Annotated in this window: 22 protein-coding genes and 1 pseudogene; 12 read left to right on the forward strand and 11 right to left on the reverse strand. The window is 70.6% G+C overall.

Annotation, left to right across the window (positions count from 1 at the left end; translation table 11 throughout):
- The first annotated feature begins 73 nt into the window (after positions 1-73).
- Positions 74-439, forward strand: a complete 366-nt coding sequence (locus tag QSU92_RS08055; protein WP_289265661.1) for a hypothetical protein — start codon at positions 74-76, stop codon at positions 437-439.
- Positions 440-454: 15 nt separating this feature from the next.
- Here QSU92_RS08055 and QSU92_RS08060 read toward each other — a convergent pair whose 3' ends face one another.
- Positions 455-889 carry a MarR family winged helix-turn-helix transcriptional regulator gene (locus QSU92_RS08060; protein ID WP_289265662.1) on the reverse strand — a complete coding sequence of 145 codons (435 nt, stop codon included), beginning with the start codon at positions 887-889 and terminating at the stop codon, positions 455-457.
- Positions 890-1,060: 171 nt separating this feature from the next.
- On the opposite strand from QSU92_RS08060, the gene QSU92_RS08065 reads away from it, so the two are divergent.
- Genes QSU92_RS08065 through QSU92_RS08080 form a run of 4 tightly spaced genes read left to right on the forward strand, consistent with a single transcriptional unit; the run spans position 1,061 to position 3,838 of the window.
- Positions 1,061-1,411, forward strand: a complete 351-nt coding sequence (locus tag QSU92_RS08065) for a DUF7882 family protein (RefSeq protein WP_289265663.1) — start codon at positions 1,061-1,063, stop codon at positions 1,409-1,411.
- 55 nt (positions 1,412-1,466) lie between these two features.
- A complete protein-coding gene (locus QSU92_RS08070) occupies positions 1,467-2,207 on the forward strand; it encodes a hypothetical protein (RefSeq protein WP_289265664.1) in 741 nt (246 codons plus the stop codon).
- A gap of 9 nt (positions 2,208-2,216) precedes the next feature.
- Entirely contained in the window at positions 2,217-3,047 is an 831-nt protein-coding gene (locus QSU92_RS08075; RefSeq protein ID WP_289265665.1) for a hypothetical protein, read from the forward strand.
- Positions 3,044-3,838, forward strand: a complete 795-nt coding sequence (locus QSU92_RS08080; RefSeq protein ID WP_289265666.1) for a hypothetical protein — start codon at positions 3,044-3,046, stop codon at positions 3,836-3,838. Before QSU92_RS08075 ends, QSU92_RS08080 begins: the two co-directional genes overlap by 4 nt.
- Here QSU92_RS08080 and QSU92_RS08085 read toward each other — a convergent pair.
- Genes QSU92_RS08085 through QSU92_RS08095 form a run of 3 tightly spaced genes read right to left on the reverse strand, consistent with a single transcriptional unit; the run spans position 3,796 to position 6,400 of the window.
- Positions 3,796-4,713 carry a metal ABC transporter permease gene (locus tag QSU92_RS08085; RefSeq protein ID WP_289265667.1) on the reverse strand — a complete coding sequence of 306 codons (918 nt, stop codon included), beginning with the start codon at positions 4,711-4,713 and terminating at the stop codon, positions 3,796-3,798. The genes QSU92_RS08080 and QSU92_RS08085 overlap by 43 nt on opposite strands.
- Positions 4,710-5,471 carry a metal ABC transporter ATP-binding protein gene (locus QSU92_RS08090; protein WP_289265668.1) on the reverse strand — a complete coding sequence of 254 codons (762 nt, stop codon included), beginning with the start codon at positions 5,469-5,471 and terminating at the stop codon, positions 4,710-4,712. The genes QSU92_RS08085 and QSU92_RS08090 overlap by 4 nt, the downstream gene beginning before the upstream one ends.
- Positions 5,468-6,400, reverse strand: coding sequence for a metal ABC transporter substrate-binding protein (locus QSU92_RS08095; RefSeq protein WP_289265669.1), 933 nt, complete (start codon positions 6,398-6,400; stop codon positions 5,468-5,470). The genes QSU92_RS08090 and QSU92_RS08095 overlap by 4 nt, the downstream gene beginning before the upstream one ends.
- 141 nt (positions 6,401-6,541) lie before the next feature.
- On the opposite strand from QSU92_RS08095, the gene QSU92_RS08100 reads away from it, so the two are divergent.
- A complete protein-coding gene (locus QSU92_RS08100; protein ID WP_289265670.1) occupies positions 6,542-7,699 on the forward strand; it encodes a polysaccharide deacetylase family protein in 1,158 nt (385 codons plus the stop codon).
- A gap of 342 nt (positions 7,700-8,041) precedes the next feature.
- Here the strand turns inward: QSU92_RS08100 and QSU92_RS08105 are convergent, their stop codons facing one another.
- On the reverse strand, positions 8,042-9,184 hold the full coding sequence (locus tag QSU92_RS08105; protein WP_289265671.1) for a glycosyltransferase: 1,143 nt from the start codon (positions 9,182-9,184) through the stop codon (positions 8,042-8,044).
- Between the two features lie 103 nt (positions 9,185-9,287).
- Between QSU92_RS08105 and QSU92_RS08110 the strand changes: the two genes are divergently transcribed.
- The 6 genes and pseudogenes from QSU92_RS08110 to QSU92_RS08135 all read left to right on the forward strand — a co-directional run bounded on the left by QSU92_RS08110 (position 9,288) and on the right by QSU92_RS08135 (position 16,538).
- On the forward strand, positions 9,288-9,548 hold the full coding sequence (locus tag QSU92_RS08110) for a glutaredoxin family protein (protein ID WP_124292182.1): 261 nt from the start codon (positions 9,288-9,290) through the stop codon (positions 9,546-9,548).
- Positions 9,549-9,994: 446 nt separating this feature from the next.
- Positions 9,995-11,597: pseudogene (locus QSU92_RS08115) on the forward strand (molybdopterin-dependent oxidoreductase).
- 44 nt (positions 11,598-11,641) lie between these two features.
- Positions 11,642-12,505 (forward strand): tryptophan 2,3-dioxygenase, encoded by an 864-nt coding sequence (gene kynA / locus QSU92_RS08120; protein ID WP_289265672.1) that lies wholly within the window; start codon positions 11,642-11,644, stop codon positions 12,503-12,505.
- A 96-nt stretch (positions 12,506-12,601) separates the two neighbouring features.
- Complete coding sequence (locus tag QSU92_RS08125; RefSeq protein WP_289265673.1) at positions 12,602-13,525, forward strand: amidohydrolase family protein; 924 nt, start codon at positions 12,602-12,604, stop codon at positions 13,523-13,525.
- Positions 13,509-14,813 (forward strand): kynureninase, encoded by a 1,305-nt coding sequence (locus tag QSU92_RS08130; protein ID WP_289265674.1) that lies wholly within the window; start codon positions 13,509-13,511, stop codon positions 14,811-14,813. Before QSU92_RS08125 ends, QSU92_RS08130 begins: the two co-directional genes overlap by 17 nt.
- A gap of 9 nt (positions 14,814-14,822) precedes the next feature.
- Complete coding sequence (locus QSU92_RS08135) at positions 14,823-16,538, forward strand: aldehyde dehydrogenase family protein (RefSeq protein ID WP_289265675.1); 1,716 nt, start codon at positions 14,823-14,825, stop codon at positions 16,536-16,538.
- Between the two features lie 3 nt (positions 16,539-16,541).
- Here the strand turns inward: QSU92_RS08135 and QSU92_RS08140 are convergent, their stop codons facing one another.
- The 6 genes from QSU92_RS08140 to QSU92_RS08165 form a co-directional block, all read right to left on the reverse strand.
- Entirely contained in the window at positions 16,542-17,930 is a 1,389-nt protein-coding gene (locus tag QSU92_RS08140; RefSeq protein WP_289265676.1) for an MFS transporter, read from the reverse strand.
- 251 nt (positions 17,931-18,181) lie between these two features.
- Positions 18,182-18,961: a hypothetical protein gene (locus QSU92_RS08145; RefSeq protein ID WP_289265677.1), complete on the reverse strand. Its 780-nt coding sequence runs from the start codon at positions 18,959-18,961 to the stop codon at positions 18,182-18,184.
- A 418-nt stretch (positions 18,962-19,379) separates the two neighbouring features.
- Entirely contained in the window at positions 19,380-20,711 is a 1,332-nt protein-coding gene (locus QSU92_RS08150) for an ABC transporter substrate-binding protein (RefSeq protein WP_289265678.1), read from the reverse strand.
- 53 nt (positions 20,712-20,764) lie between these two features.
- On the reverse strand, positions 20,765-21,691 hold the full coding sequence (locus QSU92_RS08155) for a carbohydrate ABC transporter permease (RefSeq protein WP_289265679.1): 927 nt from the start codon (positions 21,689-21,691) through the stop codon (positions 20,765-20,767).
- Positions 21,688-22,635: a carbohydrate ABC transporter permease gene (locus tag QSU92_RS08160; protein ID WP_289265680.1), complete on the reverse strand. Its 948-nt coding sequence runs from the start codon at positions 22,633-22,635 to the stop codon at positions 21,688-21,690. Before QSU92_RS08160 ends, QSU92_RS08155 begins: the two co-directional genes overlap by 4 nt.
- The gene (locus QSU92_RS08165) at positions 22,632-24,662 is read right to left on the reverse strand and encodes a beta-galactosidase (RefSeq protein ID WP_289265853.1); all 2,031 of its coding nucleotides are present in this window, start codon (positions 24,660-24,662) and stop codon (positions 22,632-22,634) included. The genes QSU92_RS08160 and QSU92_RS08165 overlap by 4 nt, the downstream gene beginning before the upstream one ends.
- Positions 24,663-24,833: the final 171 nt, after the last annotated feature.

Raw genomic sequence — 24,833 nt, forward strand, 5'->3', positions numbered from 1 at the left:
GCTGCGACTTCGACGGATTTTGTGCAACGCCGCGGCACGACGTGACGCATAATCCAGATAGCGCGTCCTCCGAATGATCGGTTTCCCCATGCCCTTCCGCAATGCTGCCACCCTCCAGGGGTGGTTGGAGGAGTTCCTCGCCTCGGGCGATCACGCCGGCTTCGCGGGCACGGTGCGCGTGCTTCCGCAGGACGGGGCGGACGGCGCGGACACCGGGCTCGTGGGAGTGCAGTTCGAGCGGCTCTCCACGACGACCGCGATCCGACCCGAGCAACCCGGCTCCTCGCGGTGGCTGGTGAGCTTCGAACCGCGCGAGACCCCCGTGTCGATGCCACCCGAACAGGTCAGCGCCCTGGCCGAGGATCTCGCCTACATCGCGCGGCTCTGCCAGTTCCTCGAGCGCAAGTCCGCGGAGTATCTGGGAGGCGACCAGCCCTAGCCGGACCCCCGGGTCTCAGCGAGATGAGACGGCAGCCGTGAGGTCGTCGAGGAGCGTCGACAGCTCCTCGATGCGCGCCACGTCGCGACCTGCCACGGCCTCGTCGAAGTCGTCGTCGAAGCGGCAGAGCGATGACCACGGGTCATCCGAGAGATCGATGGCGGGTTGGATCCGGATGGCGCGGCGATCGTCAGGGTCGTATTCACGGGTCGCGACGCCTCGCTCGACCAGTCGGTCGATGAGCGCCGTGGTCCCGGCCGCCGTGATGCCGAGGCACGCCGCGATGTCGGCTGCACGAACGCCCGGACGCTCGCAGATGAACATCAGCGCGCGCGCATCGCCGTCGCCCATGTTGAGCTCGCGGCGAGCCCGCGAGAAAGCGGCGGAGCGCGCGTCGGCATAGCCGGAAAGCGCCCGCCGCAGAGCGGATGGTTGTCGTGCGATCGTCATCGCCTCCATCCTGCTGCCCGCACTCGTACGGTGGGGTTCGCTCCCTGAGTATTACACAAATTTAACTAAATTGGTGAAGCATTGTGTTAGCGTGGTCGCATCGCCACTGGCTCGCTCCCGGTGTCGACACCTCGATCCCAAGCGCTGGGCTCGCCTGGCGAAGGAGTGGACATGGGTTACTTGTACTACGGTAGCGACACGCAGGCCATCTCGATGCCTGACCGCATGCTCGCACACGTGAAGGTGCTGGCGGCGACGAAGCTCAGGCGGAACGAATCCTTCACGATCACGTGGCGCCATACCGACGATGAAGCCCCGGGCCGGACGACGCTGTGGCTACATCCTGCGATCCCGCTTCGCTTCACCTTCAGCACGGTCGACGCCGAGAAGATCGACGGACCGCTCCTCCAGCGGCTCGCGGCAGAGGCCAGCTCCTCTGGCGGCCTCAATCTCGACGCGCGCATGTTCGAGGCTTCCGCGGATCCCGTTGCAGTACCGGTACGGGAACTCGCCCACGCCTGACGCCGCAACGGTCAAGAAGGCGAGACCGCTGGCGTCGCGCGCCCTGAAGGCGGGCATGCGCAGCATCTCCTTGGCCGTCGGCCAGCTTCTCAGCAGAGTCTTCGCGGGCATCCTGGTGTTTCGGCATCCGCGACCGATCCACCCGCACGGCGTGGCATTGTTTGGTCAGTCGCACTGGATCGGATCGTCTGGAAGCGGCATCCGATGGATCGATGAGCCTCCCGCCGAGCCGCAGGTGGTGACTGCCCGCGCGTCGCGCTCCCTCGGGGTTCCTGCGCCGCTGCCTGACATCGTCGGGTTGGCAATACGGTTCCACACTCCGGAAGGCTTCGCCGATCTGGAGTTGGCCTCCACCGGGCTCGGCGTCCCCGCCCGCTTCGCGCTGCGCGCCCACGGCTCGCCGTCACGCGCACGCCTCACCACCCTTCTGCCCCACCACGGCGCCCACGGCAGCGTGCTCATCGCAGCCGTCACTGTTTCGCCCGGCGATCTTCCCGTCGACCTCGGGGAGCTCGCTGCCGCGGTGCAACAGACGCCATGGCGCCTGCGCCTGCTCGTCGCGCGACCCGCAGGCCGCTGGCACCCGTTCGCCGAGTTGGAGTTGCGGAGCGCGGAAAGCGGCGGCGACTCCCCCATCCACTTCGACGCAGGCCAGCACATGCTTCCCGGGGCTACGATGCCGACGTGGGTCCGAAACGCCAGAGAACCGTCCTACCGACTCACGCGTCGCCACAGGTCGACGTTCACCTCCCCGCCCGTTCCCCGCGCCGGCCCGGCCCCTTCCCCGCCGCCGTAGGCTGACGGCATGGAGGACGGTCCACGACGGGGCACCGCACCGCTGGACGCCGGCGAGGCCGAAGAACTCCGCTCTCTCCGCCGACGCGCTTTCAGCCCCGACGCCGATATCCACCTCGACGCCCGAGCACTGGCACGCCTCGACGAGCTCGAAGCCCGCGCGCTGCCGAGCCCGCCTCCTCCCCCGCCCGCACCTGCGCCGGCGCCACTTGCCGGCCCGGGCGTTTCGCCGCCGCATCCCTCCGCGACGGGTGCGGCCACCGACATCCTGCTGATCCCCATCGATGAGGATGTCGCGGACGCGACCGGTAACGCCGAGCCCCGACACCCGCGGCGACCTCGGCCGGCCGTCACCTGGGCGGCCTCGCTGATCGGCGCCCTCGTCATCGGCGCGGTCGTCACGGCGGGGGTGATGGGCGCCGCCGCCGAGAGCGGCGAGATCCGCCAGGTCGCGACTTTGGCCGTGGTCGAGGACTTCCAGGCGCCGTTGTTCATGGATCCCGAAGCGTCCTCGGTGCGCGGCTACGAGGACTTCTACGGAATGGTCGTGATGGCCAGCGACCAGAAGTGGCTCGGGCCGGGATCGGACCAGTGCCTGGTCATCACCGCCGGCGGAGACATCAGCTCGCAGTCGCAGGCATTCCAGGGACGACTGTTCGTGGGGTGCGGGGCGGGCGAATTCCCCGCTTCCGCTCAGTTCACGGTCTCGCCGGGCCTGCCCCGCGACCTCATCGCGGCGTTCCCCGTCGGCACGCCGCTCCAATTCGTGCTCGACGGGTCGCGCGTGGGGGTGTTCGTCGGACAGGAGACGTCCGTCCAAGCAAGCGGAGCCGGCGGATGACGCCCGACGCCACTCACGAAGAGCTCCGACGCCTGCGGGAGCGGGCGTGGGGTCCCGACGCCGACCTCGCCGACGATGCGGCCGCCCTGGCACGGCTGCGCGCCCTCGAGGCCGCCGTCCACGGAGAGGTCGAGCGGACGGAAGACCCGGGGCCACCGGCTCACGGATCCGCCGCAGACGCAGCCGCGCCCGCTGCCACGCCCGAGGCGCCCGCGACGCCCGCGACGCCCGGCCCGGAGTCCGAGAACCGCCCCACGACCGAGGGCGTCGAGCTCGCGGCATCCGACCTCCTCCCGGAGGCGGAACGACCGCCGATCCGCGCCTGGTTCCCCCGGCGACGCGCACCCTGGGCCGCTTCGCTCATCGCGGCGGCGGCGATCGGCGCCGTCATCGTCGTCGCCGGCGCGACCACCGTCGAGCGCACCGGCGGCGGTCGGCAGATCGGCACCCTCGCCCCAGACCCCGGCTTCACTCCGCCGGACTTCCTCGGCATCCCGGCGGACTCGCTGCGCGGGTTCGACGAGTTCTACGGCCTCACCGTCTTCAGCAGCAACGAGGAGTGGATCGGGGGCGGCACCGACGAATGCCTCCTGGTGGTCGGCGACGGCGGCGGCGAGGCGCAGCGACAGGTCTTCCTCGGCTGCGGCGTGGGCGCCTTCGCCGCGTCGGTGTCGTTCCGTGTGCAGCCGAGGATGCCCGCCGAACTCCTCGAGCGCTTCCCCGAGGGCACGCCGCTGAAGTTCGTGCGTCAGGGCTCCGACGTGCGGGTGCTCGCCGGCGATACGCCCTGACCGCCCGGCGCGGCGGCTTCGCGGCTCGTTCGACGTGCCGCGATCCGACGCCCGATGATGCCCTGCCGCGGCGCGAACAGGTAGGCCAGCGTGAAGAACATCCCCTGAACCAGGACGATGAGCCCCCCGGATGCCGCATCGAACCAGTAGCTCAGATAGATGCCGATGACCGACGCGGCCGCTGAGACCACCGGCGCGATGACGAGCATGCGCCCGAACCGGTCGGTGAGGAGGTACGCCGTCGCGCCCGGGATGATGAGCATCGCCACGACGAGGATCACGCCGACCACCTGGAGAGCGACGACGGCGGTCAGGGCGAGCACCCCGAGAAGGAGAGCGCCGAGCATGCGCGGCGACAGCCCGATTGCGAACGCGTGCGTCGGGTCGAAGGCGTAGAGCGTGAGGTCGCGACGCTTGACGATGAGCACCGCGAAGGCGACGACCGCGAGGATGAGGATCTGCACGAACTCGGCGTCGGAGATGCCGAGGATGTTGCCGAAGATGATGTGGCTGAGATCGGTCTGGCTGGGTGTGACCGAGATCAGGACCAGGCCGAGGGCGAAGAGCGTGGTGAAGACGATGCCGATCGCGGCATCCTCTTTGACCCGGCTGGTGCCGCGGATGAGTCCGATGAGCGCGACCGCGAGGAGTCCGAACACCAGCGCCCCGAGCGCGAAGGGCGCGCCGAAGACGTAGGCGAGCACCACCCCGGGGAGCACGGCGTGCGAGACCGCGTCACCCATGAGCGACCAGCCCACGAGCACCAGCCAGCACGACAGCAGCGCGCACACGATCGCGGCGACGACGGTGGTCGCGAGCGCGCGCACCATGAAGTCGTACTGCAGGGGCTCGAGGAGGATGTCGAGGGGAGTCACGGCGAGTCCTCCTCCGCGCGGGGCTGCCGCTGGCGGGGCTGGTCCTCGAGACCGAACGCGCGTGCCAGGGTCGCGGGTTCGAGGGCCTCGGCGACGGGTCCGTGGAAGAGGACGCGATTCATCAGCAGCACGGCCTCGTCGGCGAGATCGGGAAGCGCGTGGAGGTCGTGGGTCGAGACGAGGACCGTGCGGCCCGCCGCGGCGAGGTCGCGGAGGAGGCTGACGATCGTCGCCTCGGAGCGCTTGTCGACGCCGGCGAACGGTTCGTCCAGAAGCAGGATGCCGGCATCCTGCGCGATGGCCCGCGCGACGAACGCGCGCTTGCGCTGGCCGCCGGACAGGCGGCCGATCTGCCGGTCGGCGAGCTGGTCGAGCTCGACCCGGGCGAGGGCGTCGTCGACCGCGCGGCGATCGGCTCCGCCGGCGCGGCGCATCGGACCCAACCGGCCGTAGCGGCCCATCATCACGACGTCGCGCACCGACACCGGGAACGACCAGTCGACAGCCTCCGACTGCGGGACGTAGCCGACCAGCCCGCGACGGCGGGCGCGCGCCGGGTCGGCACCGTCGATGCGCACCGAGCCGCTGTCGGGGCGAAGGCGCCCCACGATCGCGGCGAAGAGGGTCGACTTGCCTGACCCGTTCATGCCGATCAGTCCGGTGACCCGGCCGGCGGCGACCTCGAGCGAGACACCGCGGAGCGCGACGACGTCACCGTAGCGGACGGTGACGTCGGAGACCTCGATAGGATGCGTCATCCGCTTTCCCCTCGCAGACCCGCGGCGACCACCTCGGCGTCGTAACGGAGGAGATCGAGGTAGGTCGGCACGGGCCCGTCGGGTTCGGAGAGCGAATCGACGTAGAGGGTGCCGCCGAAGGCGGCCCCGGTCGCTTCGACGACCTGCTGCATCGGACGATCGGACACCGTGGATTCGCAGAAGACCGCGGGGAGGCGATCGTCCTCGACCCGCTCGATGACGGCGGCGATGCGCTGCGGTGTCGCCTGCTGCTCGGCGTTGACCGGCCAGATGTAGGCCTCCTCGAGCCCGGCGTCGCGCGCGAGGTACGAGAACGCTCCCTCGCAGGTGACGAGCACGCGCTCCGCCGGGGGGACGGCATCGATCTCGTTGACGAGGTCGTCGTAGACCTCCTGCAGCTCGGCCTTGTACGCCTCGCCGTTCGCGGCGTAGTCGTCGGCGTTCTCGGGATCGAGTTCGCCGAAGGCGACGACCATGTTGTCGACGTAGATCGCAGCGTTCAGCGGACTCATCCACGCGTGCGGATTCGGCAGGCCCGCGTAGGCGTCACCGGAGATGTCGATCGGCTCGACACCCTCGGAGACGACGACGTGGGGCACGTCGACCGACTCGACGAATTGGGCGAACCAGGCCTCCAGGCCCAGCCCGTTGTCGAGGACGAGGTCGGCATCGGCGGCACGGCGGACATCGCCCGGGGTCGGCTCGTACCCGTGGATCTCGGCGCCGACCTTGGTGAGCGACTCGACGCGGAGGTTGTCGCCGGCGACGTTCTGGGCGATGTCGGAGAGCACCGTGAAGGTCGTGAGGACGACGGGACGGTCGTCAGCGGGGGTGGTCGCCGCGCCGGAGGCGCATCCCGCGAGCGCGACGGCGAGCGCCAGCATCCCCGTGGGGAGCGCACCGGCGAGCGCCGCACGATTTTTCGGCATACCGAAAAATATAGCGGCAGCACGTGACGAGCGACATCACGATGAGGATGCGACGGCCTCACGCTGCCGGCCGAGGCTCGCCCGAGGTACTACGATGCCCTCGGCGCGGGGGCGCAGCGAAGGGGGAGCGCGATGTCGCAGATGGGTCGATCCGGGAGGCGTCGGGCCAGCGCCCGCGTGCGACGCCGGAGGCGTCTGGTCGCGACCGTTGCGGCCACGGTGCTCGTGGTCATCCTGGTTGCGACCGTCACGATCTCAGCTCTCACCCGGGGTGCGTCGCCGCCTGCGGCCGGCGGCGGCGCCTCGACTGTTCCCGCGAGCTCGGCCCCGCCGACGCCCGAGCCGACCCCGCTCACACCGGTGGAGACGCTGCTCGCGACCACCGACGACCCCGCCGCATGCGCGGTGAGCTTCGCCGGAGACAGCGTCGACCAAGCGCCGATCCTGCAGACGCAGGGGACGCTGTACGCGGGTCTGCCGATCCCCGGCCGCGACGGCGCCGTGTTCGCCGGCTGGTACGCGACACCGGAGGACGCCGACGCCTTCACCATATCCGCGCGGGTCAACGGCTCGGAGATGGTCGCCTGCACCGACCGCCAGGTGACGCTGCACGGTGCGTGGAAGACCCCCGAGGACAACGCCGCCGAAGACGCGCGCATCCCGATCCTCATGTACCACCAGTTCACCTCGAATCCGGAGGGCGAGAGCGGCTGGCTGCGCGGCAACTACGCCTACATCGGCGATTTCGACGCGCACATGAACCACATCGCCACCGGCGGGTTCTACCTCCCGACCTGGGATGAGTTGAGCGCCTTCATCGACGGGCGGCTGTGGCTTCCGAACCGGTCGGTGATCGTCACCGACGACGATGCCGATCAGACCTGGTTCGATCTCGCCGTGCCGGTGGTGGACAAGTACCAGGTGCTCTCGACGTCGTTCATGATCACCGCCTACCGGCAGGACCCTGCACCCTCGCCCTACGTGCTCCGTCGCTCGCACACGCACGACATGCATCAGGCCGGGGCGAACGGCGACGGGCGGATCACGAACTACGCCGTTCCCGAGATCGTGGCCGACATGGAGGCATCCGCTCAGGTTCTCGGCGTCAAGGAGGTCATGGCCTACCCCTTCGGGCACTACAACGAGACCGCGAAGGAGGGTCTGCGCCAGGCCGGCTTCGAGATGGCCCGCACCATCGAGCCCGGGTACGTCACCATCGGCACCGACAAGCTCGCCCTCCCCACCATCCGCATCAACTACGGCATGGGGCTGGATGCGCTGGTGAACCTGATCGGCTGAGTCGCGCGGTCCTGCGGTGGTCTCGCGGTGCGAGGTTCGGCGCCGGGGAGGGGCCGCGGCCTCGCTGGTTCTCGCGCTCGCGGGGATTTCACCTACACGCGGATGCAGGGGCTCGAGCGATCCGCAGGAGCGAGGATCTCCGCGCGAGCGCGTGCCGGTGCGCCACCGGCCCGGAGCGGACCCCGATTCGCCGCGTCCCGCTCTTCGCCCTCGCGCGGATATCCGCACTCACGCGGATGAAGACGGCCCGAGCGGTCCGAAGTAGCGCAGATCTCCGCGCGAGCGGAGACGAGAACGGAGGGTGGTGCCGCACAACGCGCCGCACCACGGAGGGGATGCGCGTCAGAGCTCGCCCGGCGACATCGCCTGCGCGTCGAGCTCGTCGACGAACTGCCGCGCGCGACTCGGGGCACCCGCCCGGCGCGGGGCGTAGACGACCAGCGAGTGGAACATGAACCGCACGAGGAAGGCGACGACCAGCGTCATCCCGGCGGCGATGACGCTGGAGATGTGCCAGGTCTCCACCAGCAGCGCGATGACGGGGATGCGGATCAGCGCCTCGGCGTTGTTGAAGGCGAAAGACTTCGCGAAGCGCGTCCAGACCCCGGATGCCTCGTGCTTCATGTCGTAGAAGACGAAGCGCTCCTGCAGCAGGAAGTTGCCGATGATCGTGGCTTCGGCGGCGATGACCGCCGCGACGATGTAGCCGACGCCGAGCTGGATCAGCACCCACATGATCGCAAGGTTTGCGACCGCCCCGAGCCCGCCGATGAGGGCGAACAGCGACATCTTGCCGAAGCGCAGCGCCGTCAGCTGGGCGAGGAAGTGAAGACCCTGGCGGAACGACGCCTTCGAACGGCCCGCGTGGCGCTCGGCGAAATCGAAGGGCACCTCGGCGATGCGGAGCGCCCGACGGGCGAGGATCTCGAGCAGGATCTTGAACCCGCGCGGCATCAGCGTCGCCGGATCGACCGCACGACGGTCGATGAGGAAGAACCCCGTCATCGGGTCGGTGACCTCGTGCAGCCGGATGGGGAACATCGCCTTCGTCAGCGCCGTCGACGCGCTCGAGACGAGCACGCGGGTGCGGTCGGCGAGACCGCCGGAGGTGCCGCCGCCGGCGTAGCGCGAGGCGATGACGACGTCGACGTCGCCCTCGTCGAAGCGCCGGTAGAGCTCGGGGATCTTCTCGGGCGGATGCTGCAGATCGGCGTCCATCACCAGGCAGGCATCGGCCTCAGCGGCCTTCATGCCCGCCATGACCGCGCCGCCGAGGCCCCCGGTGCGCTTCGCGCGGTGAATCAGCCGGACCGGGAGCGCCGCGCTCCGCGCGACCTCCTCGACCACGACGGGGGTGTCGTCGGTGCTGTCGTCGACCACGATGATCTCGGCGTCGATGCCCTCGACCGCCGCCGAGACGCGCGCGACCAGCTCCGGGATGTTCGGAGCCTCATTGAAGGTCGGGACGATGATCGAGAGCTGCACTGCCGACCATCGTCGCATGATCGCTCGGGCCTGCGCGCGGCCGTGGGGGAATGCGTCGGGCGTGCTCAGGTGTTGTCCATGCTCGGCACGAAAGGATTGACCGATGACTGACACCCCCACCCCCATCACCATGTTCGGCGCCGACTGGTGCCGCGACTGCATCCGCACCAAGAAGCAGCTGGATGAGCTGGGCGTCGCCTACACCTACGTCGACCTCGTCGCGCAGCCCGAAGCCGCCGACGTCGCCCGCGAGATCTCGGGCCGGACGAACATCCCCGTCGTCGTCTACCCCGACGCGTCGCACCACGTCGAGCCCTCGAACTCCGACGTCGAGGCGAAGCTCCGGGAGCTCGCCCTTCTCTGACGCGCCGCGCGCACGCCGCGGCGTCCGACCGGCACACCTCGCCTGACGCGAACGGCCGCCCCCGAGCGCCAAACGCGCCCACCGAGCCGCGCCCCGACCGGTCGGCACACCTCGCCTGACGCGAACGGTCGCCCCCGAGCGCCGAACGCGCCGACCGAGTTGCGTGCCGATCGACCGGCACACCTCGCCTGACGCGAACGGCCGCCCCGGGGCACCAAACGCGCCCACCGAGCCACGCCCCGACCCACCGACGCACCTCGCCTGACGCGAACGGTCGCCCCGGGGCATCAAACGCGCTCACCGAGCGCCGCGGGCGCGTGGGCCACCCGGCCAGCGCGCAGCGCGCGGCGCAGGGCGCACCCGCGCACCCGCGCACCCGCGCACCATCCGATCCCCCGCCCGCGACGAACAGGTGAGGTCAGGCCGAGAAGCGGAAGGGGAGCGGGATGACCGTCAAGACGGCACGCCGACCCATCGGGTGGGCCGCGGCATCCGGGATCATCGCCGCCGCCGCCTTCCTCGCCGCGGCCGAACTCGTCGCGCTGATCGTCGCGCGCAGCGCGAGCCCCATCCTCGCGGTCGGGTCGTTCCTCATCGACATCGTTCCGCAGCCGATCAAGGAGTTCGCGATCTCGACCTTCGGCGATGCCGACAAGGTCGTGCTGCTGATCGGGATCGGCGTCGGCGTCGTGGTCGCCGCGGCGGTCGCGGGCATCCTGCAGTATCTCCGTCCTCCGCTCGGTGTTGCCGCCCTCGCGCTCGCCGGCATCCTCTCGGGCGCCGCGACGCTGACGCGCGCCGGCGCGACCCCGCTCAGCGTGCTGCCGCCGCTCGTGGGCACGGTCGCCGGCATCCTCGCCCTCATCCTGCTCGTCAACCGTCTCCGTCGGTGGCGCGCGCCGCGCGCGAGCGCAGTCGGCGCGACGACCACCGCCGAAGACACCGACGCCACGCGATCGACCGCCGAACGGCCATCCGCCGTCGACCGCCGCGCGTTCCTGCGGGCCAGCATCCTCACTGCCGCGGCTGCGGTCGTCGTCGGCGCGGGCTCGCGCGTCGTCAACGCCGCGACCTCGTCTCTCGCCGCCATCCGCGAAGAGCTCGCCCTCCCCGCACCCGGCACGACGGTGACCATCCCCGACGGGGCGAGCTTCGACATCCCGGGCCTGTCGCCCCTCATCACCCCGAACGATGAGTTCTACCGCGTCGACACCGCGCTCACCGTGCCTTCGATCGACCCCGCGACCTGGCGGCTGCGCATCGACGGCATGGTCGACACCCCCGTGGAGCCTGAGCTTCGACGACCTCGTCGCGATGGGGGTCGATGAGTACGCCGTCACCCTGACGTGCGTCTCGAACGAGGTCGGCGGCGGACTCGTCGGCAACGCCGTCTGGCTGGGTGTGCCGCTCCGCGACGTCTTGCGCATGGCCGGCCCGCAGGCGGGCGCGGATATGGTGCTCTCGCGCAGCGTCGACGGGTACACCGCCTCCACGCCGCTCAGCGCCGTCACCGATCACGGGATCGACGCGATCCTCGCCGTCGGGATGAACGGCGAGCCGCTCCCGTTCGAGCACGGCTTCCCCGTGCGGATGGTGGTGCCCGGCCTCTACGGCTACGTCTCGGCGACCAAGTGGCTCACCCAGCTGACGGTCACCACCTTCGCGCAGGACGAGGCCTACTGGACCCCGCGCGGATACAGCGCCGAGGCGCCGATCAAGTTCTCCTCGCGCGTCGACACCCCGCGCGCCGGCACCCCCATCCCCGCCGGACGCACCCCGATCGCCGGCATGGCCTGGGCGCAGACCGTCGGTATCGAGCGGGTCGAGGTCAGCATCGACGACGGCCCCTGGCAGCAGGCGACGCTGTCGACGCCGATCAACGACGACACCTGGGTGCAGTGGTTCCTCGACTGGGACGCCACTGCCGGCACCCATTACGTCGCCGTCCGCGCGGTCAACCGCGACGGCGAGACCCAGATCCAGGAGCGCGCGCCGATCGCACCCGACGGATCGACCGGATGGCAGCGGGTGCTGGTCACGGTCCGGTGACCTGCAGCCGCGGCCGGCCCCCCGCGACTCGTTAGGCTGACGGAGTGACGGTCGAGCGCAACACCCGACCACTGGAGCCCACGGTCGAGACCGATTTCTCCGACCGGATGAGCTACGGCGGCTATCTGCAACTTCCCACCCTGCTGTCGGCGCAGCTGCCGCTGAGCGACCCCGAGCACCACGACGAGCTGCTGTTCATCGTCCAGCACCAGACCACCGAGCTGTGGCTGAAGCTCGTGCTGCACGAGCTCGCCGAGGCGTGCCGTCTGCTCCGTCAGGACGAGCTGGCACCGGCCCTGAAGTGCATCGCGAGGGTGAAGCACATTCAGCGCACCCTGACCGAGCAGTGGTCGGTGCTGGCGACCCTCACCCCCACCGAGTACGCCCAGTTCCGGAGCGTCCTCGGCAAGGCGAGCGGCTTCCAGTCGGCGCAGTACCGGGCGGTGGAGTTCACGCTCGGCAACAAGAACGCCGCCGTCCTGCGGGTGTTCGACGCCGACCCGGCCGCGCACGAGCTCGTCCGCACCGCGCTCGAGCAGCCGAGCCTCTACGACGAGTTCCTGCGGCTCCTCGCGCGCACCGGCTACGACATCCCGAGCGAGATCCTCGACCGCGACGTCACCCAGGCGTGGACCTTCACGCCCGAGCTGGTGCCGGTCTTCACGGCCATCTACGCCGACACCGCGACGCACTGGGCCGCATACGAGACGTGCGAAGAACTCGTCGACCTGGAGGAGAATTTCCAGTTCTGGCGGTTCCGTCACCTGAAGACGGTCGAGCGCATCATCGGCGGCAAGACCGGAACGGGCGGTTCGAGCGGAGTGCCGTTCCTGCGCCGCGCGCTGGACCTCACGTTCTTCCCCGAGCTCTGGGCGGTCCGCACCGAGGTGCCCGATGGCGCATCCTGAGTCGCTGCGCGCGCTGCTCGGACCGGATGCCACCCCGGTCCGGCGCGCCCTCACCGACGAGGTGGGAGTTTCGCTCCCCCGTTCGTCGACCACCACGTGCATCTTCACCTCGTCGACGGCGAGCGCCTGCCGCTCGGCGGCGTCGCCGCGGTGGTCGACCTGGGCGGCGACCCCGCGATCCTCGCCGACCGCGCCGCGGGCTCGCTCCCGCACGTGACCTATGCCGGCGCCTTCCTCACGACCCTCGGCGGCTACCCCGCCGGTCGCGAGTGGGCACCGCCCGCCATCGTCCGTCAGATCACCGACGCCTCTCCGCAGATCGGGCGCCCCGGGGGCGCGGCGACGGCGGTGGACGAGCAACGGCTCGCCGGAGCATCCGTCATCAAGATCGTCCTGCACCACGAACGCCCTCTTCCCGAGGACGCCCTCGCGACGATCGTCGACACCGCCCACGCTGCCGGGCTTCCGGTCGTCGCCCACGTCGAAGGAGAGGGGATGACGCGGCGCGCCCTCGACGCCGGGGTCGACGCCCTCGCGCACACACCGTTCAGCGAGCGCCTCGACGCGGCCCTCATCGCCCGGGCCGCTGCCGCGCAGGTGTGGATCTCGACGCTCGACATCCACCGCGACGACGACCATGGGGCCGGTATCGCCCGCGAGAACCTCCGGGCGTTCCGCGCGACGGGGGGCCGGGTCGTCTACGGCACAGACCTCGGCAACGGCGACCTCCCGCTCGGGGTGAATCCGCGCGAACTCCGTGCGCTCCTCGCCGCCGGATGCGACGCCGCCGCCCTCGTCGCGGCCCTGACCGATCCGTGGCCCGGCACCGGATCGCTCCCGGGGGTGCGCACGTTCCTGCGCGGCCGGCCTCCGCGCCGCTCCGACGGCGCGGTCGACCCCGACGCCCTCGCCGACTGGCTCTCCTCGGCGAGCGTGCTGCCGACCGAGGACCTGCTCCCCACCCTCGACGACGAGGGCGACAACGCCGACAGTGAGGACCGCGATGACGGACACCCGTGAACGTGCCGGTACGCAGGACTGGGATGCCGCGGCATCCGCTCTCGACGCCGCCGACCCGCTCCGCGGCTTCCGCGACCGGTTCGTCGGAGCCGAGACGTCGCTGGTCTACTTCGACGGCAACTCGCTCGGCCGGCCTCCGCGCGCGACCGCCGAGCGGCTCGCCCGATTCGTCACCGACGAGTGGGGCGGGCGGCTGATCCGCGGGTGGGACGAGTCGTGGATGCGCCTGCCCTACGCCGTCGGCGACGAGATCGGCCGGGTGACCCTCGGCGCGGCGGCCGGCCAGACCGTCGTGGGCGACTCGACCACCGTGCTGCTCTACAAGCTCATGCGCGCCGCCGTCGATCATCAGCGCCGCCGCGACCCCGCCCGGGTCGAGATCGTCATCGACACCGACAACTTCCCGACCGACCGGTTCCTCGTCGAGGGGATCGCCGCCGAGCGGGGCGCGACCATCCGCTGGATCGAGGTCGACACCGCCGCCGGCGTCACCCCCGATCAGCTCCGCGCCGTGGTGGGGCCGGCGACCGCTCTCGTCGTCCTGTCGCACGTGGCCTACCGCTCGGGGCACCTCGCCGACGCCCCCGCGCTCACCGCCGTGGCCCGCGACGCCGGTGCTCTGCTGCTCTGGGATGTCTGCCACTCGGCCGGATCCGTTCCCGTCGAGCTCGACGCGTGGGGGGCGGACCTCGCCGTCGGGTGCACGTACAAGTACCTCAACGGCGGCCCGGGGTCGCCGGCTTTCGCCTACGTGGCGACGCGGCTGCAGTCGGAGCTCACCCAGCCGATCCAGGGGTGGATGGGCGCCGCCGACGTCTTCTCGATGGGGCCGCGCTACGAGCCCGCCGAAGGCATGGGCCGATTCCTCTCCGGAACCCCGCCGATCGTCGGGATGCTCGCGATGCAGGACACCCTCGCGATGATCGACGAGGCGGGAATCGGGCCGATCCGCGAGAAGTCGCGCGCGCTCACCGGCTTCGCCGTCGACCTCGCCGTCGACCTCCTCGAGGGCTACGGCGTCACCCTCGGATCGCCCCGCGATGCGGCCGATCGGGGCGGGCACGTGACGCTGCGGCATCCGCAGATGCGCGCCGTCACGGCGCGGCTCTGGGAGAACGACGTCATCCCCGACTACCGCGACCCCGGGGGCCTGCGCATCGGACTGTCACCGCTGTCGACCAGCTTCGCCGAGACCCTGGCGGGCATGCGTGCCGTCGCCGACGCGCTCGCGGCGCTCGACGGGGATGGGGACGGCGGTCGCGGGAAAGCGACCGACACCGCGGCTTAGGCTGGGCGGGTGCCGGCACCTGACATCGACGTCGCCCTCCACGACCTGCGTGAGGGATCGCGCGCCTGGGTCGCACTGACCCTGTCGCAGCGGGCTCGCCTCCTCGACCGAGTGCATGCGAGCATCAGCGAAGCCGCTCCCGAGTGGGCTGCGGCGGCGGCGCGGTCGAAAGGCCTCGATGCCGATCATCCCCTTCGCGGTGAGGAGTGGCTCTCCGGACCGTACGGCGCGATCGAGCTCGTCGACGCCCTGGCGACGACCCTCCGCCGGCTCGCACGGGGCGGCAATCCGCTCGACGGGGTGCGCGTCACCTCCGCGCCCGGGGGCCGGGTGCGGGTCGACGCCTTCCCGCTCCGCCCGATCGACTCGCTGCTGCTGTCGGGCTTCACCGGCGAGGTGTGGCTGAAGCCGGGCGTCACCGAGGCCGAGGCTCGGGCGGGGGCGGGCCTCGCGCAGCGCTCCCCCGGCGCCCCCGGCGGGGTGGGGCTCGTGCTCGGCGCCGGCAACGTCACCTCGATCCCGGTCGCCGACGTGCTGTACGAACTGTTCGCCCACAACCGCGTGGCGATGCTGAAGCTCAATCCGACGCAGGAGACGCTGCTGCCGGTGTTCACCCGCGCGCTCGCCCCGCTCATCGAGCCGGGGTTCCTGCGCGTGATCGCCGGCGGGCCCGAGGTGGGTGCCGCTCTCACCTCGCACCCCGGGATCGACCACGTGCACATCACCGGGTCTGCGGCGACGTTCGAGCGGATCGTGTGGGGCGACGGGCCGCAGGCCCGCCGCCGCCGGCGCGAGAACCGTCCCGCGCTGAAGAAGCCGATCACCGCCGAACTCGGCGGGGTCTCGCCGATCATCGTCGTCCCCGGTGAATGGTCGGCCGCCGACATCCGCTATCAGGCCGAGCACATCGCGACGATGCGCCTGCAGAACGCCGGGCACAACTGCATCGCGGGGCAGGTCGTGCTGATCAGTCGCGACTGGCCGCAGCGCGGTCGGTTCCTGGCGGCGCTCCGGCGCGCGTACGACGAGGCGACCGCGCGGACGCCCTGGTACCCCGGCAGCGCGGAGCGAATGGATGCCGCTGCGGCGGCGTACCCCGACGCCGCCTGGTGCGCCGACGGCACGCGGCTGCTCGTCGAGGTCGATGCCGGGGCTGCGCCCGGGCTGCCCGGACCCATCGAGGAGACCGAGTACTTCGCGCCGGTCCTCGGCGTGATCGCGCTCCCGGGTCTCGGCCAGGAGTTCCTCGACGCCGCGGTCGCGCACGCGAACGAGCGGCTCAGCGGAACGCTCGGCGCCAACATCCTCATCCACCCCGCGACCGAGGCGGCGCTCGGTGCCGGGTTCGAGCGCGCGGTGGCCGACCTGCGGTACGGCGCGATCGCGATCAACGCGTGGACGGCCTTCGTCTTCCTCACCCCGACCCTGACGTGGAGCGCGTTCCCCGGGAGCACCCTGCAGGACGTCGGCAGCGGCGTCGGCGTCGTGCACAACGCGCTGCTCCTCGACGACGTCGAGCGTTCGATCGCCCGCGGTCCGTTCCGGCCCTTCCCTCGGTCGCTCACCGCGCTGGTGCGGGGTGGCCGATTCTCGGTGCTGCCGAAGCCGCCGTGGTTCGTGTCGTCGCGGACGGGCGCGACGGTGAGCGAGGGATTCACACGGTTCCGGATGCACCGTCGGTGGCCGGCGCTCGCGGTGACGCTCCTGCGGGCGTTTCGGGCGTAGGCGTCATGCAGGGGCGGGCCGAGTCGCCATTCGGAAGGTCGACGCCAGGACGACGACGAACAGACCCGCCAGGCCGACGATCGTCCACGCCAGCACTTCCCAGTCGGCGCTGGAGGTGCCACCCGAGAAGCACAGACCGACCACGACGCTGGCACCGATGCAGCCGGCACTTCGCGCCGTTTGGAACAAACCCGCTGCCTCCCCCACCTCGTCCGCGGGGGCAGCGATGTACAGCGACTGCGTGACCGCCACCAACACGAAGACGTACGGCACGCCGATCCCGGCTGCGGCGAGGAGCACCAGCCACACCGGCGCGCTCGCCCCGAGCAGGGGCATCAGCAGCGAACCGGCAGCGAGCCCGATCACTCCGACGAGCATGGCCTGTCCGAGCCCTCGCGCGTGGACGAGTTTCTCGGCGGGACGAGCAAGGAGCACGTTGAATGCGGCAAGCGGGAGGAGAAGGGCACCGACGATGGCGGTGCTGTATCCGACGTGGTCTTCCAGGTACTGGGGCAGCCCGAACAGCGCGCTGTAGAGCACGAGGCTTCCGAGGATGATCCGGGAGTAGACCCGCAGGAGCGGGGCGTTCGCGGCCAGGAAGCGGATGTCGATGAAGGGCGTTCGGCATCGTAGCTCCCGCCACGTGAAGAGGCAGGCCGCCGCCACCGCGATCACGAGGAGCACCCACGGAGCACCGTCCGGCAGATCCAGCAGGAACATCAGCAGGGCGACAACCGTCACGGTGAAGGCGAGGATGCCGGGAAGGTCTGACTCACGCAGGATCTCGATCAGGGGGCGGGACTGTCGCGGCTCATCGGCGGGAGTCACCGCGCGTGTCGCGACGATCGCCGCGACGGCGATCGGAATGTTGACCCAGAACACCGCCTGCCAGCCCACGAGCGACAGCAGCACGCCGCCGACGACGGGGCCCACGGCCGCGGTGCTCGTGTCGATGAGCTGGATGCGGCCGATCATCGTCGGAGCATCGCCGCCGCGGTCGTGCGCGATCGCCCGCAGCATCGAGGCTGCTGCGGGAAAGGCCGCGGCTGTCCCGATGGCAAGGATCACTCTCGAAAGGCAGACCCACCAGATGTCCGGGGAGAACGGTCCGACGGTGCCGGCGACGATGATCACCGCCATCCCCAGCGTGAAGATCCGTCGCGGGCCGAATCTGTCGGCAAGGCGGCCCATCAAGGGCTGCAGCACCGCCGACGCGAGGTAGAAGACCGAAATCACCCACGTGACGGTCGCCACGTCGACGGCGAACACACCGCGGAGGGTACTGAGGGCCACCGCGATCATCCCGGAGTTGAGCGCTGAGAGGGCCGTGCCCAGACAGAGCGCGGCGATGACCTGTCCGGCCCGGGCATCTTTGTGGCGCGCGGTACCCATCAGCGGGCGCCTGAGCCGAGCACCACACGCACCACCGCTTCCCGCGCCGCCCACAACGCCGCCCCCGTCTGCTCCATGCCGGCCATTCTGCCGGGTGGGCCGCGCACACGCGTCCATACACTCGCCCGGGTCCGAACTTCACCGGTGCGCGGATGGTCATCGCGTTTCGTGCGGCATGTGGCGCTCGTGTGGCGCCCCCCAGCCGGCTCGAATCCATTCGGGCGAGCGTTCGGGACCTCGGCGGGAGTGGTTCAGCCGCCGGCGGCGAGGACCACTCCCCACGCGAGCGCGGTCGTCGCCAGGAGGGGGAGGATGCCGGGAGCGTCGGCGTCCGCCGGCCGGAACCAGCCGCGGAACCACACCGCGATCGACAGCGCGAGAACGATGAGGGTGACGACGCGCGTCACGAGTCCGACCGGGTCGCCGAGGATGCCCCCGCCGATCTGTGCGAATGCGATCGATCCCCAGGGCACGATGCCGATGACCGCCGCCGGCGCGGCCGGGCGCCGGAGACCCCGGATGCCGCGGGTCGCGGATGGGGTGGCGGCAGCGTCGACGGGGGCGGACGTACCGGTCCGGAGCACGGGGCCGTCGCTGCGACGCGTGGCCGAGATCTCGTGGGGCGTGGCACCGTCGTCCAGGCGCGGAGCGACGAGGGTGCCGTCGAGCGCGAGCAGCATCACCGCGCCCGCGGCAAGGGCGTAGAGCGCGACGAGGGTCGTCAGCTCGGTGATGCCGTTCAGCTGCGCGATGAGGAAGACCGCGACACCAGACAGCTGCGACCACCCGATCCAGGTGACCAGGCGCGCGCGTGTGGCGAGCGGTTCGATGCGCGCGACGGCGGCGTCGACGAGCCCGCCGAAGGCGAGCAGCACCACCGCGGCCCATCCGGCGTGGACCGTCGCGATCACGACATCCGCTCCTCCCAGGCGGGCGGTGACCTCACCGCTGGCCGGCATGCCGACCAGCGTGATGACGACGCCGACGATGACCGCCTGCACCAGGTACAGCCCTGCGCGAACGAGCCTCATGCCGTCATTCTGCCCGGCCCCGGGCACCGCGATGCCGGGGTTGCGCGGGCGGGCGGGTGCTCCGCCTCGTCGGTCGAAGCGCCGCTCCGGGGCATCCGGCTACCGACGAAGGTGACGCAGATGGCGACCTTGCGCCCGTCAAGCCCACCATCTGCGCCACTTTCGCGGCGGAGCTCGAGACGAAGGTGGCGCACATTGCGACCTTCACCCGGCCAAGGTCACCATCTGCGCCACTTCGACGTCGCGCACCCCGAAAAGGCCCCCGACGCGAACGAGCCCACCCGATCCAGCCCGCCAGCGCGTCCTCGCGAGAGGACGGGGACGAGGAGGAACGGATGGGCTCGGCCGGCCGAGGCCCCCGGCGAGAGGGGCCCCGGCGACCGGCGCGGATTGGGCCACGCCGGTGTCGTGCGGCGCGTTACTCGGCGACGGGGATCGACTGCGCCTCGAGTGTTGCGATCGTGGCCGCCTGGCCCTCCTCGAGCGCCTCGAGCAGCGTGCCGTTGCCCTGCGCGGCGGCCTTGAAGCCGTCGGACACGTCACCGTAGGTCTGCGTCATGGTCGGGCCCCACGTGAAGTCGGGATCGACCTGGGTCGCGGCCTGCGCGAAGACGTCGTAGATCGGCTGGCCGCCGTAGAACTCCACGCCCTCCTTCAGCACCGGCAGCTCCAGGCCCGCGGTGGTGGCGGGGTAGATCTGCGCGGTCTCGTTGAGCGAGGTGAGCGCCTCTTCCGAGGTGTTCAGCCACAGTGCGAACTTCGCCGCCTCGTAGAGGTGGTCGGTGCCGTTGAAGACCGCGATCGACGATCCGCCCCAGTTGCCGGCCTTCTCATCACCCGCGTTCCACTGCGGAGCCAGGGCCACCGACCAGTTGCCGGAGGTGTCGGGAGCGCCCGAGAGGATCGAGTTCGCCCCCCACACGGCCGAGTTCCAGGTCCATACCTCACCCGAGTTGTAGGCGTTGTTCCACTCGTCGGTCCAGGCGGGGTAGGTCGACACGAGGTCGTTCTCGATGAGGTCCTGCCAGTAGTCGGCGACCGTCGTCGACTCGTCACCCGTGAGGTTCACCGTCCAGGCGTCGCCGTCGTTCTCGAACCACTGACCGCCTGCCTGCCAGACGAAGCCTGCGAACTGGTTGATGTCGCTGTCGGAGAAGTTGGTGATGTAGCCACCGGCCTCGCGCACCTGCACCGCAGCCTCGCGGTACTCCTCCCACGTCGTCGGAACCTCGATGCCGTTCTGCTCGAACAGGTCGCTGCGGTAGAACAGCGCCATCGGGCCCTGGTCCTGCGGGATGCCGTACACCTCGTCCTCGGTGCCGAGCGTGACCTGGCCCCACGTCCAGTCGAGGAACTGGTCCTCGGCGGCGAGCACGTCCTCGCACGCGCCGAGGTCGACGAGTCCGTCCTGCACGCGGAAGTTCGGCAGCGCGTCGTACTCGATCTGGCCGAGGTCGGGGGCGTTGCCCGCCTCGAGCTGGTTGAAGAAGTTCTGGTAGGTGCCGGCGTTGCCCGACGGGCCCGTCTGCACCTCGACCTGGATGTCGGGGTTCTCCTCGTTCCACATCGCGACGGCATCCTCGATGCCGGGGATCCACGAGGTGAACGTGAGGGTGACGTCCTCGCCGGCTGGCTCGCAGGAGGCGGCGTCGCCTCCACTGCCCGACCCTCCGCCGGCCGCACAGCCGGCGACGGCGAGCGCGGACACGGTGAGCAGGGCTGCGGCGGCCGCTCGTTTCGCTGAACGCATTGTTTCCTTCTCTCGGTGGTGGATGCCCGGGTTGCTGCCCGGGCGGGGGGTCGTCACTTCAGCGCGCCGGTGCCGAGGCCGGTACGCCAGTACCGCTGAAGCAGCAGGAACGTGATGATCAGGGGGACGATCGACAGCAGCGAGCCGACGAGCACGAAGGTGCGCAGCTCGGGGAACTGGTTGATCGTGGAGTTCCAGGCGTAGAGCCCGTACGTGACCGGGAACAGCTCTTCGCTGCGCAGCATGATCAGCGGCAGGAAGAAGTTGTTCCAGATGGAGACGAACTGGAAGAGGAACACCGTCACCAGCGCCGGGAACATCAGACGGATCGACACCGTGAAGAAGGTGCGCACCTCCCCCGCGCCGTCGAGGCGGCTCGCCTCGAGCAGCTCGTCGGGAACGGATGCCTCGGCGAAGACGCGGCTCAGATAGACACCGAACGGGCTGACGATGCTGGGGAGGAAGACCGCCCAGAAGGTGTTGGTCAGCTGCACCTGGCTGAAGAGCAGGAACAGCGGCAGCGCGAGCGCAGTGGCGGGCACGAGCACCCCGCCGAGCACGACGTTGAAGAGTGTCTCGCGGCCCGGGAACCGGTACTTCGCCAGAGCGTATCCGCACATCGACGCCAGCAGGGTCGCCACGACGGCGCCGACCCCGGCGTACAGCAGGCTGTTCAGCAGCCACCGGAGGTACACCCCGTCGCGGTACGCGACGAGTGCCCCGACGTTCTCGAAGAACCGGAAGTCGGCGAACCACAGCGGGTTGGTGCTGAACAGGTCGCCGCGGTCCTTCGTGGAGGCGATCAGCAGCCACCAGATCGGCGTCAGGAAGTAGAGGGTGAAGACCCCCATGACGATGAAGGCCGCGGTGCGGGGGATGACGCCCTCGCGGGGTCCGCGACCCACGGCATCCTGTCCGCCGCCTGTCGGGCGGCGCGCGGCCCTCGGGTTGACGGCCGTCATCGTGGTCGTCGTGGTCATGACGCCGCCGCCTTCCGCCGGGTGATGCGCAGGAACGTGAACGACAGCACGAAGGTCGCAAGGGCCAGCACCACCGAGAACGCCGCCGCGAGCGACACGTTGGGGATGGAGCTCGTGGCGTAGATCGTCATGTTCGGGGTGTAGGTGCTCGTCACCGCCGAGCTGAACGACCGGAAGGTCTGCGGCTCGGCCAGGAGCTGGAGGGTCCCGATGATCGAGAGCACGCCGGTGAGAACCAGGGCGGGCCGGATGAGCGGGATCTTGATCGACCACGCGATCCGCGCCTGCCCCGCACCGTCCAGGCGCGCTGCCTCGTAGATGTCGCCGGGGATCGCCAGGAGGGTCGAGTAGATGATCAGCATGTTGTAGCCGACGAACACCCAGGTCACGACGTTCGCGATCGACCACAGCACCAGGTCGGAGGAGAGGAAGTCCACCTGGCTGGTCACCGCCTCGAAGGGCGACAGGTTCGGGGAGTACAGGAAGCCCCACATGATCGCGGCGATGACGCCGGGCACCGCGTAGGGCACGAAGAACGCGAGGCGGAAGAACTTCTTGCCCCTCAGCAGCGGCGAGTCCAGCAGCAGGGCGAAAAGCAGCGCAAGGCCCAGCATGACCGGCACCTGTACGACGCCGAAGAGGAAGACCCGGCCCACGGATGACCAGAACTCGGCGTTCTGGAACACCAGCGCGTACTGTGCGAATCCGCCGAAGACTTCCCGGGCCTCGCCGAACGTGCCCTCGCGCTCGACGACGAGCAGCGACTGCCACACGGCGTAGCCGATGGGGATCACGTAGAAGAGCGTGAACACCAGCGCGAACGGCGACACGAAGGCGACGATGGCCCCCGGGCTCTGCACGCGCGGACGCTTCCGCTTCTGCACCGGCGCGTCGGGCGCCGCGACCGCGCCGGCGACGCCGGCGATGGATGGCGAAGTGGTCATGCCGTCTCCTCTGTCGGCTGCTCACGGATGACACGGACGCCGCCGGCGGGGACGACGAGCGTTCCGGTCACGCGGCTCTGGGTCACGAGGTCATCGCCGACCGCGTCGATCTCGACGGGTCGGTCGGTGTTGTTGATGACGAAGCGGTAGGCGCGGTCGTCTCCGCGACGGCGGATGACCTCCACCCCGCGTCCGGCACCGGGCTCGGCGGTGACACCTGCCGCCGAGGCGGCGGTCTCGAGCAGATCGCGCAGCGCCGGTGCCTCCAGGAGCGTCGCGAGGTACCATGCGTCGCCGCTGCCGGCAGATCCGCCGCTGCGCCGGGTGATCGCCGGGAGCCCCGCCGATGGCCCGTCCGCGAAGCGTGCCACGACCGTGGCGTTGCTCACCGACATCCGCTCGGTCCACATCGTCGCGCGGGCGCCCGTGTCGAGGGTGACGGTCGTGCCGGGGAGCACGGGGGCGAACTCCTCGACGCGGACGCCGAGCAGGTCGCGCCACGCGCCGGGGTGACCACCGGGGCGGACTCGGTCGTTCTCGTCGACGATGCCGCTGTAGAAGGTGACCACGACGTGGGTTCCGGTGGCCGCGGCGCCGTCGAGCGCGCGGGCGTCGGCATCGGAGACGAGGTGCAGCCCCGGAACGACCACGAGGCGGTAGCGCGAGAGGTCGGCCCCCGGACGGACGACGTCGACGGTGTGACCGAGGTCGCGCAGCGCTGCGTACATCGCGTGCACCTGGTCGAGGTAGCCGAGCGCGTGGTTCGGCCGGTTCTCTGCGTCGGCGGCCCACCACGATTCCCAGCTGAAGAGCATGGCCACGTCGGCGGTCACGGTGGTGCCCCCGACCTCGTCGAGCCGACCGATCAGCGCGCCGAGCTCGCGCACCTCGCGCCACAGAGCGCTCTCGGTGCCGGCGTGGGGAAGGAGTGCCGAATGGAATTTCTCCGAGCCCTGGAGCGAGGCGCGCCACTGGAAGTAGCAGACGGCGTCGGCGCCGCGCGCGACGTGCGACAGCGAGTCGCGCGTCATCTGCCCCGGCGCCTTGGCGAGGTTCACCGGCTGCCAGTTCACCGCGCCGGTGGAGTGCTCCATCAACAGCCACGGCTCGCCGCCGGCGAGCCCCCGGGTGAGGTCGGCGGTGAACGCGAGCTCGGCGAGCGGGTCGGCCAGGCGCGAGTCGAGGTAGTGGTCGTTCGCGATGACGTCCATCTCGGGCGCCCAGGTCCAGTAGTCGAGGGCGTCGATGTGGGCGGTCACCATGAAGTTGGTGGTGACGGGGATGTCGCTGTGGCGACGGATCACGTCGCGCTCGGCCCGGTAGTGGGCGAGCACCTCGTCACTGCAGAAGCGGCGGTAATCCAGAACCTGACCGGGGTTGCGGGTGGAGACGGTGCGCATCGGCGTGAGGATCTCGTCGAACTCGCTGTAGCGCTGACTCCAGAAGCTCGTCCCCCAGGCATGGTTCAGGGCGTCGATGGTGGCGTACTTCGCCCGCAGCCACCGGCGGAAGGCGCGGGTCGACTCGGCGCAGTGGCACTCGGCGTTGTGACAGCCGAGCTCATTCGAGACGTGCCACAGGGCGACAGCGGGGTGCGCGCCGTAACGCGCGGCGACGGCTTCGACGAGCGCGAGAGCGTACCGGCGGAACACCGGGGAGCTCGGGCACCAGGCCTGGCGGCCGCCGGGGTAACGGGTCGTGCCGTCAGCCATCACCGGCAGGATCTCGGGATGCCTCGTCGTCAGCCATGGCGGCGGAGAGGAGGTGCCGGTGCCGAGATTCACGCGGATGCCGTTCTCGTGCAGCAGCGAGACCACCTCGTCGAGCTCGTCGAAGCGGAAGACGCCGTCGGGGCCCTGGAGGGCAGACCAGCCGAAGACGTTGATCGCGACCAGGTCGACCCCGGCCTCGCGCATGAGGGCGACGTCTTCGCGCCACACCTCGGGCCGCCACTGCTCGGGGTTGTAGTCGCAGCCGAAGGCGACACCCTGGTGTGCGAGGCGCGGGTGAGCCGTCGACGCGTCGATCTCGGTGAGAAGCGCGTCGTCGCTCTGCAGGCGGAGCGTCGTTGCGAGGTGGTCCACGGGTCTCCAGAAGGCGGGGGCTGTCGGACGGCTGCTGTGTGAACGTGCACAGTTTCCCGGACGACAACTCCTCGTCGAGAGTCTGTGAACGTACACACACTGACATTTCCGCGG

Origin of the sequence: Microbacterium sp. ET2, from assembly GCF_030347395.1 — a bacterium.
Classification (GTDB): Bacteria; Actinomycetota; Actinomycetes; order Actinomycetales; family Microbacteriaceae; genus Microbacterium; species Microbacterium albipurpureum.